At 73.4% G+C, this 12650-nt stretch carries 11 protein-coding genes; 4 read left to right on the forward strand and 7 right to left on the reverse strand.

What is annotated here, in order from left to right:
- Positions 1–78: 78 nt before the first annotated feature.
- The 3 genes from AB0A90_RS32585 to AB0A90_RS32595 all read right to left on the reverse strand — a co-directional run bounded on the left by AB0A90_RS32585 (position 79) and on the right by AB0A90_RS32595 (position 2438).
- Positions 79–525, reverse strand: a complete 447-nt coding sequence (locus AB0A90_RS32585; RefSeq protein ID WP_357255454.1) for a glutaredoxin domain-containing protein — start codon at positions 523–525, stop codon at positions 79–81.
- A 6-nt stretch (positions 526–531) separates the two neighbouring features.
- Positions 532–1827: a GAF domain-containing protein gene (locus tag AB0A90_RS32590; RefSeq protein ID WP_357255456.1), complete on the reverse strand. Its 1296-nt coding sequence runs from the start codon at positions 1825–1827 to the stop codon at positions 532–534.
- Between the two features lie 146 nt (positions 1828–1973).
- Positions 1974–2438 carry a hypothetical protein gene (locus tag AB0A90_RS32595; protein WP_357255458.1) on the reverse strand — a complete coding sequence of 155 codons (465 nt, stop codon included), beginning with the start codon at positions 2436–2438 and terminating at the stop codon, positions 1974–1976.
- Between the two features lie 239 nt (positions 2439–2677).
- Here AB0A90_RS32595 and AB0A90_RS32600 point away from each other — a divergent pair, with 239 nt between their 5' ends.
- The 3 genes from AB0A90_RS32600 to AB0A90_RS32610 all read left to right on the forward strand — a co-directional run bounded on the left by AB0A90_RS32600 (position 2678) and on the right by AB0A90_RS32610 (position 5599).
- Entirely contained in the window at positions 2678–4090 is a 1413-nt protein-coding gene (locus AB0A90_RS32600; protein ID WP_357255460.1) for a hypothetical protein, read from the forward strand.
- Positions 4091–4291: 201 nt separating this feature from the next.
- A complete protein-coding gene (locus tag AB0A90_RS32605; protein ID WP_357255462.1) occupies positions 4292–4897 on the forward strand; it encodes a response regulator transcription factor in 606 nt (201 codons plus the stop codon).
- Positions 4898–5014: 117 nt separating this feature from the next.
- Positions 5015–5599: a response regulator transcription factor gene (locus tag AB0A90_RS32610; protein ID WP_357255464.1), complete on the forward strand. Its 585-nt coding sequence runs from the start codon at positions 5015–5017 to the stop codon at positions 5597–5599.
- 25 nt (positions 5600–5624) lie between these two features.
- Here the strand turns inward: AB0A90_RS32610 and AB0A90_RS32615 are convergent, their stop codons facing one another.
- From AB0A90_RS32615 to lanKC, 4 genes are all read right to left on the reverse strand, one after another.
- On the reverse strand, positions 5625–7400 hold the full coding sequence (locus tag AB0A90_RS32615; RefSeq protein ID WP_357255466.1) for an ATP-binding cassette domain-containing protein: 1776 nt from the start codon (positions 7398–7400) through the stop codon (positions 5625–5627).
- On the reverse strand, positions 7397–9121 hold the full coding sequence (locus AB0A90_RS32620; protein WP_357255468.1) for an ABC transporter ATP-binding protein: 1725 nt from the start codon (positions 9119–9121) through the stop codon (positions 7397–7399). The genes AB0A90_RS32615 and AB0A90_RS32620 overlap by 4 nt, the downstream gene beginning before the upstream one ends.
- Before the next feature lie 72 nt (positions 9122–9193).
- Complete coding sequence (locus AB0A90_RS32625) at positions 9194–9313, reverse strand: SapB/AmfS family lanthipeptide (RefSeq protein ID WP_013734295.1); 120 nt, start codon at positions 9311–9313, stop codon at positions 9194–9196.
- Between the two features lie 5 nt (positions 9314–9318).
- Complete coding sequence (gene lanKC / locus AB0A90_RS32630; protein WP_357255470.1) at positions 9319–11895, reverse strand: class III lanthionine synthetase LanKC; 2577 nt, start codon at positions 11893–11895, stop codon at positions 9319–9321.
- Between the two features lie 210 nt (positions 11896–12105).
- On the opposite strand from lanKC, the gene AB0A90_RS32635 reads away from it, so the two are divergent.
- The gene (locus AB0A90_RS32635) at positions 12106–12456 is read left to right on the forward strand and encodes a helix-turn-helix domain-containing protein (protein ID WP_357255472.1); all 351 of its coding nucleotides are present in this window, start codon (positions 12106–12108) and stop codon (positions 12454–12456) included.
- Positions 12457–12650 lie beyond the last annotated feature (194 nt).

Genomic DNA, 12650 nt, shown 5'->3' on the forward strand with positions numbered 1-12650 from the left:
CCCGGCAGGCAGCGTGTAGAGCCGGGCGGCCGGGCACCCTCTGGCGTGGCGGCACGGTCCGTCGTCCCTCGGTCCTGCTCAGACCGAAAGGAGCCGCTCGCGGAGCCAGGCCCGGTCGGGGTTCACCACAGCCTGATCACCGAGTACGACAGTGGGCACCGTCTCGTTGCCACCGGCTACCGCCCGGACCGCGGCAGCACCCGCCGGGTACCGCCAGATGTCCACCCAGTGCGCCCGCCCGGCGAGCCGGCCAAGCGCGAACCGGAGCTGGAGGCAGTATGGACACCCCGGGCGCCAGTACACGATCGGCCGCCCGTCCGCCGCGCTGGCCCGTTGCGCCTCGGCGGCATCCACCGAGCGGGGAAAGGCCCACGGCGACAGCACCAGTGCCAACGCCAGGAAGATCACCAGCTCGACGCCGCCGACGGCGGGCAGACCGTCGGCCAGTTGTGTCACCAGGACCAGCACGCCGCACGCCGCCATCACGATCGCCAGGATCCACCGCCGCAGCCAGGGTGAGAACATACTCGTCTAGCGCTTGAGGTACGCCGCCAGGCCGCCGAGCTCCTCGCTGGCGATGAACACCGACCGTACGTTGAGGATGGCCTCCTCGACGTGGGCGGAGCAGCCCCACGCCGCGTCGCCCCACGAATCGGCGATCTTGATCTCGGCCGGGGCGGTGCATCCCAGGGCGCCGCCGAGCTCGCAGTGCTCCGGGTGCGGCATGGCCGCCTGCGTGGCCGCCGCCGCGCGCATCCGGGCGGCGAGTTCCGCGGCGGCGCTCGCGCGCTGCTCGGCCTCGGCGCGCAGCTCCCGTTCCACGCGTACCACCTTGGCCAGCTCGTCATGGGCGGACCTGGCACGTGCTTCGGCGGCTCGGCGCGCCTGCTCGCTGTGGTGACACTCGATGGCCAGGGCGGCGGTGCCGGCGAAGACCCGGGCAAGGGCGAGGTCGGAGTCCTGCGGGGCGCGCGGGGTGCGGTGGTACATGGCGAAGGTGCCCAGGAGGCCGCCGTCGCGGGCCAGGATCGGCGTGGACCAGCAGGCCGACAGACCAGCCTGCTCGGCCAGGTGCCGGAAGTCGTCCCAGAACGGGTCGGTGCTGATGTCGGTGACGATCACCGGCTCCCGCCGGTGGGCGGCCGTGCCACAGGACCCGACGCCCTCGCCGGTGGCGATCCCGTCGATGGCCTCGTTGTAGAAGTCGGGAAGGCTGGGTGCGGCACCGTGGCGCAGGTGCCGGCCGTCGGGATCGGCGAGGAGAACGGAGACGAGCACCTCCTGTGGTGCGAGATTCTCGATACAGCGGGCCATCCCGTCGAGCACCTCGGTCAGGGGTGCCTGCCGGGCGATCTGCTCCACCAGGGCGCGGTGTTCGGCCATCAACCGCTGGGCCTGCTTGACCTGGGTGGTCTCCACGCCGAGCACCCGGATCCCGGAGACCTGACCGGAGACGTCCCGGCGCGGCTCGTAGGTGAAGTCGAAGAACGCCTCCCGCGCCTGCGGGCCGGTGCCCAGCAGGATCCGGGCGTCACTGCCGGTGTAGGGCGCACCCGTGCGGTAGACCTGGTCCAGCAGCCCGATGAAGCCCTGACCGGCCAGTTCGGGCATCAGGTCCACGAGCGCGACCCCGGTGCGGGCCCGTTCCTCGCCGATGGTGGCGAAGAACGCCGGGTTCGCCGTCTCCACCAGGTGCTCCGGCCCCGCCAGCGAGGCGAAGACGGCGGTGGACTGCCCGAACAACGCCCGCAGATCCTCGTCCGCCCCTCCCTGCTCGGAACCCGCCGGATCCGCAGCCCTGGGCAGTTGGCCTGGTACCGCCGTCACGTCGTGGTCCGCCTCTCGTCCGGGTTACGGGAATGACTCGGTGGTGCGTCGCTCGGTGTACCTGTGCTGACCGTACGCGCGGAGGGTGGCTGAGGCCGCCGACGCAGCGTACCGGCGGGACGGACCGACGGCGAACGCACGCAGGTTCAGGACCTCCGGCGGCCGTAGGAGACGGTTGTCCCCACCAGCAGCACGGCCCCCAGGAAGAAGTAGGTGTTGATGCCGAGGCCGGCCCAGAACTCGCCCGTGGAGATGTCGTCGGCGCCGACAAAGCCGCCGCGGCGGACACCGGTGACCATCAGCAGGTTCTCGACCATCCCGGGAACACCCCGGATCACGAGCAGGATGCTGCCGGCCAGGAGCGGCGGCAGGAGGAGCCACCGGGGAAGGTGGCGAGCCCAGGGACGGACGGTGGCGTGGACGACGACCGCCCCGGCGGCCGACACCGAGATGAGTACGACGTTGAAGATCACGTAGGCCCGCAGACTCCACGGTCCGCCGTCGGTCGGATCGTCACCGGGATAGAACACCAGGACCACATGGGACACGACGAAGAAGATCAACCAGGCGAGGGCGCCGTACGCCCAACGCGGATCCTTGCAGGCGGGCATACCAGCACCATCGTCGCGCCGGCCCGACGACGCCTCCCTCCTTCGGGGGGCATTCCTCCCGCGGCTGAGTGAGGCGCGGCAGTGTCCACACGCCCAACGTCCACGCGCTCAACTCGGTTCCGAGGCGAGGCACTCGGTGCGGAGACGCATGGCCGACAGAACGAGAATCAGCGGATGCAGATACGTGAGCGCATCGCTACCATGGGTCAGCAATCCAGAGGGAAGGGGGTCGTGGCCGCGTGCGAAGTCCCGTCAACGGAACCGCACCGACGTCCGCGCCGGGCGGCCCGTCCGCGCCGCCTACGGCCGACCGACTGCGCCGGCTGGTCCGCCGGACGGTGCTGTTCGCGGCTGCCGTCGGGGCCGGTTTCCTCCTGGCCGCGCTGTTCCAGGGGCCGGCCGCCGCCGACGGGATGCGCAGCGGCTCCGGCGCCGAGCCTCGTCTGGAGATCGGCGGTCTGGTCGAGCCGGTCACGCGGCTCATGGAGGCGGCACGCCCCGACCAGGACCGCCAGCGGGCCGCGGGTGCCGACCACCGCCGCGGCGGTGCCCCCGACGCCCCGGTGACCAGAGCCATCGGTGATCTCGTCGCCCCCCGCGACACGACACCCACGCTGAGGGCTCCACGGTCGACGGTGTCCGTGCCGCTCCCCCGGGTCGACTCATCCGGCATCGCGGAGCGCGAAAGCCTCCGGCCCGCCTCCTCGGCTCGCGCGGATCATCGTCCCGCTCGCCGCGTTCCGGCGGCACGGCCACCCGCTGATCCAGTACGGCAGGCGGCCCGCGCCGTGCCCGAACTGCCCGCGATGCCCAGACCAGCCGATACGCCGACGGCGGACCTGATCACCGCCCCGCTACCGCGCGTCGCGGACACCGTGCACGCCCCGATCCCGCGCGTCACGGACCTCGTGCACGACGCGGTGCCGCGCGTCGCGGACACCGTGCACGACGCGGTGCCGCGCGTCGCGGAGATCGTGCACGCTCCGATCCCGCACGTCACCGACGTCGTGCACGACACGCTGCCGCGCGTCACGGGCATCGTGCACGCCCCCCTCCCGCACGTCGCGGACCTCGTGACCGCCGCGCTGCCGCACGTCATCGGAGTGGTGAGCGCAGTGCCGATTCCGCCTGTCGTCACGGCGCTCTGCCAGGTCACGGATGCCGCCCTGGCGCCCGCTCGCGACGCGATGGCCGTTCCGGCGGCGCCTCCGCCGCCCAGTCCCCCACGGCTCGGGCCGGCCGCCGAGCCGCTGGCCGCCCCGGCACCCGCGCCGGCCGTACCGACGCCACCGGCGCAACAGGCGGAACCGGCGGCGTCGGCGGAACCCGCGTTGGCACCGGCACACGCCGCCGCGGCGGCGGCCACGGCCGCGTCACCGTGGCTGTCCGTCGTCGAGCCCGCGCACGCCAGGGCCTCGACGGGACATCCCGCCGCGCGCCCGGATCCGGTGACCGTGGACGTCGACCTTCCGGGTCGACCCGTCACGCCCGCTGACCAGGACGCCGCCGGTGCCGACGACGGTTCGCCGCCCGGGCCGGGACTGGTCCGACCGGCCGACCGGCAGGCGTACCCGCGCGCCGGGCAACTCCGCGACCTCGTGCCACTTCTCGTCGAGAGCCGCGCTCCGGCACCGATCGCCCGCCCCGGCTGAGGCGGGTCGACCGACCCGGGGTGGCTGGCCCGCACGGCCGTCACACCCTCCGGTCTGGTCGACCAGTGCCCGTGCCCGTCCGTCGTACGGGTGCCACGGGCCATGCCTATCCGTCCGTCGCCCACGACCGCCCTGACCCAACCCGTGCATGTTCCGGGATCGGTGGCCGGTGTGACGCGTACCTGAGATCGGAGAAACGTGGTGATCCACGTTGTCGTCGCCGAGGACATGGGTTTGCTGCGCGGTGCGCTCTGCGCCGCGCTGTCAGGTGAGGAGGACATGAAGGTGGTGGCCGACGTCGACGGCGTCGGCGAACTGTTGACCGTGGTGCGGCGGTGCCAGCCCCAGGTGGTGGTGCTGGCGCTGACGCCGGAGCTGTCCGACCCGGTGGAGGTGGTGGCGCGGATCTGCGCCGATGTGCCGCATGCCGCAGTGCTGGCGATGAGCCCCCGGTGGAGCCCGACGCTTGTGGAGGCGGCGCTGGCGGCAGGCGCGCGCGGCCTGGTCGGGAAGGACAGCTCCCTGGCGGAGCTGGTACGGGCGATCCGTGCGCTGGCGGCCGGGGAACGAGCGATCGACCCGGCCGCGGCGGTGGCGGTGCTGAGCCCACCGGAGATTCCGTTGACACCCCGGGAGATGGACGTGCTGCGGATGGCCGCCGAGGGGCTGCCCCTGAAGGAGATCGCCGCCCGCCTCTACCTGGCCCACGGAACGGTGCGCAACCACCTGTCGGTGATCCTGCGCAAGACGGGGACCCGCAACCGGTTGGAGGCGGTGTGGCGCGCACGGTGTAACGGCTGGTTGTAGCCGTACGGGCGGGTCCGGCGGAAAGGTCCGGGCCCGCCCCCTCGCCGTGCGGACCCACCGGATGCGTGTTTGAATATTGACGTTGAGTGATCACCATCGGAGTGCGGGAAGGTCATCGTGATCCGTACCCTGCTCGCCTTGGACGGTGCCCTGGTGCTGGGCGCGCTGTCGTTCGTCCTCGCCGCCGAGGACGACATCGATGTCGTGGCGGAGGTCGGCCGGGGCGACGCGGTCTCCGCGGCCGTCCACGCCCAACGCCCAGACGTGGTGGTGGCCGACCTCGACGTCGTCGAGGCGGTCGAGCCGAGCCGACTCGGCCCGTGCCCCGTCCTGGTGCTTGCCCACCCACAGCGGGCGCGGCGGCTGCGCGGCATGCTCTGCCCCAGCCGGACGGTCGGCATCCTGCCCAGCGACGCCGGCCCGCAGCGGGTCATCGACGGGATCCGCCGGCTGGCCCGCCGCGAGCCGGTGCTCGACGCTGATCTCGTCGTCGCGGCGCTGCGCTCGGACGGCCCGCTGACCAGCCGTGAAACCGAGGTGCTCACGCTGACGGCGGCGGGGGCGCCGGTCGCGGAGGTGGCGGTGTCGCTCGGGCTCAGCCGGGGCACCGTCCGCAACCATCTCGGTCGGATCGCCCGCAAGGTGGGCGCGCGTACCCGGGTGGAGGCCGTGCGGATGGCCGGCGAGGCGGGCTGGATCTGAGGGGTGCCGTCGGCTCGGCCGGGGCTCAGCCCCGCCGTGCCGGTGCCGTCCGGGGCGGCAGCACCGGATCGTCCCAGCAGCCGACGAGCGCCCGGTAGGTGGCCGAACGGGCCAGCAACTCCCGGTGCGTCCCGAGCACGGGCTCGTCGCCGTCGAGGACCAACACCCGGTCGGCCCGCAGCGCGGAACTGATCCGGTGCGCGATCACCACGAGGCTGCCGGGCCGCCGGGCGAAGGCACTCTCGACCGTCGCCTCCAACGCCGGGTCCAGGTGGCCGGTCGCCTCGTCGAGGATCACCAGCGGGGCGGGTGCCAGCCAGGCCCGGACCGCCGCGATGAGCTGCCGCTCCCCGGCGGAGAGCACGGCCGGCGTGACCGGCCCGCCCAGCCCGCCCAGGCGGGTCGCCAGTGGACGCGCGCCGAGGGCGTCGAGGGTGACCTCCAGCGTCCGGTCGTCGACGTCTGGCCGTAGGTAGCGGAGGTTGTCGGCGAGACTGCCGGTGAAGACGTACGCCTCCTGGGGCACCAGCACCCGCAGGCCGGCCAGCACGTCCGGCTCAGCGTCGGTGACCGCCACACCGGCCAGGTGGATGGTGCCGGTGTGCGGCGGTACCAGTCCCGCCACCAGGGCGGCCAGTGTGGACTTTCCCGCGCCGCTCGGTCCCACCACGGCGAGGTGCTCCCCGTCGGCCACCGTCAGCGAGAAGTCGCGGACGACCGGACGGGCGCGCGGGCCGTAGCCGAAGGTCAGCCCCCGGACCTCGACGGCCGGCGAGCAGCCGACCGGGCCGGTGGACGGGCAGCGGGGCGTCCGGCTGGCGGGGCCGGGCCGGCGGGGGCCGGCGGGGGCCGGACCGGCGCGCAGGATGTTCTCCAGGGTGACCACGTACCGCAGCCCGCCGCCGCCGAGGCCCTGCACGAGGGTGTGCAGGGCCGGTTGCAGCCCGGTGGAGACGTAGATCAGCGCACCCAGCACCGCGCCCGCGGTCAACCCGCGCTCGACCAGCCACGGAGCAGCCGCGAGCAGCACCACGAGCGGCACCCACCCGCCGATGCCGAGGCTGAGGCTGCGGATCGCGGCCATCCGGGCGAGGGTGCGTTCGGCCGCGGCCTGCGCCGACACCAGGCGTTCCACATCGGCCGTCACGCGTGTCTGAGCGCCACAGGCCAGCACGTCGCGGTGACCGGCAAGCGCCGTCGCGGCCGACTGGCCGAGCTGCTCGCCGGCGCGGACGTACGCGCGCTGGTGCGCGGCCATCGCCGGCAGCGCGGCGAGGAACACGGCCAGTCCGGCGACCATCGGCGCGGCGGCCAGCACCGCCACCACCGGTGCCAGGGCGAGGAGGCCGAGCAGGGCCGCGCCGGCGGAGAAGAGAAAGCCACGGGTCACCATCAGCAGACCGGCGAAGGTGTCGCGGACGATTTCCATCTGGTGGGTCAGTCGGGTCACGGCGGCGCTGTCCGGGCGACCACCCGCCCGGGTGGCGTCGCGAATCGATCCCCGGACCACCTGGGCGGCCACCTCGTCGCGGAAGGGCTCGACCACGGCGCCGAGGCACCGGTACGTCCGACCGGTCGCCACCGCGCCGACCAGCACGGCCACGGCGAGGGCCGCCAACCACACCAGGCCGTCGAGGAGACGTCCGGCCAGGAAGCCGTCGTCGACGGCGCGGGCGACCAGGAGGCCGGCGAGCAGGGCGGGCAGCGACTCGACGAGCGACCAGCCGCAGAGCCGGGCGAGATCGCGCCGGCGGGCCCGCAGCGCGAGCCAGGTCACCCGCCGTACGCCGGGTCGGTTCACGAGACACCGCCGGCCGGTTGGAAGACAGCCCGGTAGTCCGGGTCGGCCCAGAGCCGCAGGTGCGGCGCCAGTCCGCGCAGCCGACCGCCGTCCAGCCAGGCGACGAGGTCGGCCGCCGCGGCCACCGCCGGCCGGTGGGTGACGACCAGTCGGGTACGCGAGCCGACCCACCCGATCACCGCCTCGGTGATCAGGTGTTCGGTCGCGGTGTCCAGGCTGGACGTCGCGTCGTCCAGGATGAGCAGCCGCTCGGCGGCGAACGCCCGGGCCAGGCCGAGGCGCTGGGCCTCACCGCCGGAGAGCGGTGTGTCCACGAGCGGGGTGCGGTAGCCGTCGGGCAGCCGTTCGATCACGTCGGCGACCGCCGCCAGGTGGGCCGCCCGGAGGACCGCCGGTGTGGCCGGGCTCCGGCCGGGCGGCACCGCCGAGTCAACGGGCAGCGCCAACCCGATCGCGTCGTGGACTGTCGCGCCGACGAGCACCGGCCGGTCGAAGGCGTAGCCGACGGCTCGGCGCAGCGCCGAGGGGTCGAGGTCGCGCAGCGGCACCCCGTCGAGTTGTACTTCACCTCCGTCGGGGTCGTGCAGCCGTCCCGCCACGGCGGCCAGGGTCGACTTGCCGGCGCCGGACGCGCCGACGACGGCCACCGTCGCGCCGGCCGGTACGTCCAGGTCGATGCCGTCCAGGATCGGTCGGCCGTCGTCGGCGTACACGCGCACCCCGCGCAGTCTCAGGCCGCCGTCGCCGGGTGGTAGGGGCCGGTCGCCGGCCGGCGCGATCGGCTGTTGCAGCAGCTCGGCGACCCGGTGTGCCCCCGCACGGCTGCGCACCAGGTGGTTCAGGGTGGCGAGCACTCCGCCGAGCCCGGCGCCCATGGCCGCGTAGCGGACGGCGGCGACCAGTTGGCCCGGGGTGAGCCAGCCGGCGGTCAGGGCGTACCCGCCGACCGCGACGACGCTCAGGTGCACCAGCGGTGCCACGGCGGAGGTGCGCGCACTGGCCCGGGCCAGCAGGTCCCAACCGCGCCGGCCGTGCCGGCCCAGCTCCGGCAGGGCCGCGAGCACCCGGTCCTCCTCGCGGTGGGTGGTGGCGGCGGCGGCGATGGTCCGGGCACCGGTCAGCGACTCCAGCAGTCGGCCGGCGATGCTCCCGAGAACCCGTTGGTACCCGGCGGTCGCGGCCGAGGCGTCGGTCACGAAGGCGCGCATGAGGACGGCGAGCAGCACGAGACCGGCGAGCAGGGTGATCCCGAGGACCGGTTCCATGATGGCGAGCGCGACGACGCTGCCGAGCGGTGGAAGCACCGCCACGACGGCCAGCACCAGGGCGTTGCCGGCCTGCCCCGCGTCGGCGGCCTGGCCGACCAGCCGGCCGACGAGATCACCCACCGGGTGGCGGCGGGTGGCGCGGACGTCCAACGCGAACACGTGCCGCAGCAGCTGCCGGCGCAGCCCGGCGGTGGCGCGTGCCGCGCCGAATCCGCTGGCCAGATCCGTGAGGGTGTCGACGCCGATGAGGACGACAACCAGGCCACCGGCGGTCACCGCCCACCAGCCGGAGCCCCCGCCGAGGGCGGCGTCGACGGCGTGGCCGAGGACCGCGGGTAACGCCAGTTCGGCAGCCGCGCCGAGCAGCGCGACCGCCGCGAGTGCGCCGGTCCAGCCGCCGCCGGCCCGGGCCGTCCGCCGGAGCAGTCGATCCCCCGAGGCGAACGTCGGCATCGGACCTCCCCGGGTACGCGGTTGCCCTGGGTGGGCACGTCTGCCCACCCAGGGCCTCGCTTGTGCGGCGGATCAGTTGCAGGTCGTGACGGAGAGCGAGCTGTCGCCGCAGAGCAGCAGGCTCGCCCGGCTACCGCCACCCGTGCGGTCGGCCGGAGCCATCTCCAGGCCCTGGAGGTCCAGAAGCGCCATGTCGTTCACCTCCCTTCCTTCTGTTCGCCGATCAGGTCGCCCCCGCTGTTGCGGGGGAGTCTCGTCGCGCCCGGTAGGGGCGCGAGGAAGGGCAGCACCGGCCGCCGGTCGTGCTGTGCGCAGGCCAGCGCGAAGAGCACGCCGGCGGTGCCGGTGCCGAAGTCCATGGAGAGCCGCAGCAACTGCTCACCGGGGAACGCGGTTCCGTCCCGGTACGGCAGCGCGTGCCAGGTCAGCCGATCCAGTTGCGCGCCGAGTTCCCGGCGGTCGGCGTCGTCGGTCGAGGCGGCGAGGTAGGCGATGATGCCGGCGCGACCGGCGAAGAGCCCGGACTGCGCGTAGAACGGTGAGCGCGCCGCGCGGCGGATCCCCGCGCTCGCCTCGGCGAACCGGTCGTCGGCGCGGTGCCGCAGGTACTGGTCGAGGACCAGCCCGATACCGACGCTGCCATGCGCCAGGTACGGCATGGTCCGCCAGCCCTCGTTGACCTCCAGGGCACCGTCCGGGCGCAGCACACACCGACGCAGGTCCTGGCGCAGCGCCGTGGCGGCGTGCTCCAGCAGCTCCTCGTCGCCGCTGAGTTCGTAGAGCCGCACCAGCATCAGGGCCGGTCCGGTCCGGCCGCGCAGCAGCCCGGCGTACGGGTTGCGTCCGCCGCTGATGTCGGGTCCCGGGTCGTCGGCCAGTTGCCCGATCACCCGTTCGGCGACCCGCCACGCGGCGTCGCGCACCGACACCTCCCCGGTCCGCGCGGCCGCGTCGGCCAGGTTGAGCGCGATCCCGGACAGTCCGCTCGCCAGGCTGTGGTCGAGCCCGTCCAGGGGCTCGCGTAGACAGATGTCGAGCACGTCCAGCGCGTCCTGCCGGCGTCCGAGGTGTTCGAGCGCGTAGGCGACGCCGTGCAGTCCGTCGTAGAAGCCGCAGCGGGTGCCGGACGGCGGCGCCGTCGCCCGCCGCACCAGCCAGTTCTCGTGCTCGGGCCACCGCCCGGCACCGCTGCGGTCCAGCGCGTAGAGCACTCCCGCCGCCCCGTGGGCGAGGTTGAGGCCGCCACTGCGGAACTGTTCGATGTCACCGGGGAAGAGCCGGTCGTCGCGCTCGGGAGTGGCGCTGGCCAGGATGGCCGTCGCCAGCTTCTCCCGCGGGACGGACGCGTGGTGTGCATCCGCGGCCCGGGGACCACCGGTGATCTCCTCGACCGCGGGGTCGAGGAAGGACCTCGGCACCGGGAAGTTCGCGGTGATGATGTCGGCCAGGTGCGTCACCTTCGCCGGTGCGAGCCGGACCAACTGGGTCAGGGGCAGGAACAGCGCCAGCCGCAGGCACGCCAGGGCGTACCTGTCGACCGCCGGCCCGGTCCGGTCCCGGGGGGCCGCGAAGCCCTGGTTGCGCAGCCCGGGTCGGCGGTGCCCGGCGATCGGGGCCGCCACCTCGAAGTCGACGAGGGCGACCCGGTCGTCCGGGCGGATCATGATGTTGAACAGGTGCAGGTCCCCGTAGACCAGGCCGCGCTCGTGGATGGCCGCGACGACCGACTCGACCTGTTCGTAGGTCTGCCGGGCCCAATCCGCGTACGCCGCCCGGTCGTCGTCGGTCGCGTCGGCGTCGATGAGCGGGTACCTGTCGACGAGCACCTTGTTCAGCGGTCGGCCCTCGATGAACTCGAGTGCGAGGAACCGGTGCTCGCCCAGGACGAACTCGTCGTGCACCCGGGGCACCTGCGGGAGGTCCGCGAGGTGCCGCAGGGCGTCCGCCTCGCGGGCCAGCCGGGCGACGGCGTCGGTGCCGTCCGCGTCCAGGCCGGCGTGCGGCCGAGCCTCCTTCAGCACCACCTCGGTGTCGGTACGCAGGTCCCGGCCCACGTACAGCCCACCGCCGTTGGAAAAGTGGATCACACGCTCGATCCGGTACGGCACCTGGTCGGTGCTGGTGCCGCTGCGGGCCGCCAGGTGCGGGCCGAGGAAGTCGGGCAGGGTGACCCAGGACGGCACGTGGAAGACCGGATCCCGGCGGTCCGGCACCAGCGTGCCGGACTCGTCCTCGATCGCCGGCACCACCTGACCGTCGGGCGAGTGGCAGTAGCGGGCGGCGAAGCCGCCGTAGCGCACGTGGACCGGGCCGTTGCCGTAGCGGAGGTCACTGAGGATGTACGGCCCGGTCTCGCCGGTGAGCAGTTCGTCGAGTTCCTTGCAGGTCAGCTCCAGCTCCGCGTCGTCGCGGGGGTAGACCGTGACGAACTTGCCACTGGCGGCCCGGGCGGCGTACTTGGAGTTGCGCAGCAGCAGCGTGCGGGGTCCACGCAGGAACTTGAAGGACAGGCCCCGGGGGACGCAGTAGTCCCAGACGGTGTCCAGCACCCGCTCGGCGTTCGCCAGACCCGCCGACACGTGGATCTTCCAACCCTGCTGCGGCAGCGAGCCGCCGTCCGGCGCGTAGATCAGCCAGTCGTCGAGCGGCTCGCGGCGCCAGCCGGTGGGCAGCGGCCGTTCGGCGGCCGGGAAGACGGGCTGCGCGACGGCGCTGCCGAGCGAGTCGTAGAACAGCGGATCCGCGGCGCAGTAGCTGTCGTAGCGTTCGTCCACTGTCCCCACCATCCCTTCGACTCGGCCGGCTGATGTTCCGGCGTTGCATCGAGTCTCGTCCACGGGACGTGGTGGATCCCAGTGCGCATAGTCACGACGTTCGATGTGGGGTGCACGGGTACCCAGTGACAATAGTCAGGGTCACCGGGACTACTTTGATCAGCGTCGTACGATGGGTGGATTGCGATACACCCGTTGCAAGGAGCTGCCGTGCCCCGCCTCCGTAGTGCCGTCCGGACCCTGGCGCACCCCGACGTGTCCGAGGTCTCCTTGCAGCAGGTCATGGAGGCGCTGGCGGATCCGGTGCGGCGAGCCGTGGTGTCCCAGCTGGCCGACCGGGGTGCGGACATGACCTGCGGGTCGTTCGAGACGCCCGTGTCGGTTTCGACGCTGACGCACCATTTCAACACCCTGCGCGAGGCCGGCGTGATCCGCCAGTACTACGTGGGGACGGCCAAGATGAACGCGCTGCGAGCGGACGAGATCGAGCGCCGCTTCCCCGGCCTGCTTGCCGCGGTGGTGGCCGCCGCCGGCAGCGAGGCGCGGACCGATCCGGCCTGAGCCACGACGTCTACTCCGACGATGGTCGAAGTTTGACCATCATCGAACCTCGGAGTAGCGTACGGGACGCCATCGAGGCTCGGTGGCGTTTCCGTGACCCCTAGGGCGTGTCTTCAAAGGCTCACAACCATTGGAGTAGCGCGGCGATGGTGACTGTGGCCTGGAACGAGGTCGCGGTCTTGTCGTAGCGGGTC

The sequence above is a fragment of the Micromonospora sp. NPDC049204 genome, assembly GCF_040647935.1.
In the GTDB taxonomy this organism is placed as follows: domain Bacteria; phylum Actinomycetota; class Actinomycetes; order Mycobacteriales; family Micromonosporaceae; genus Micromonospora.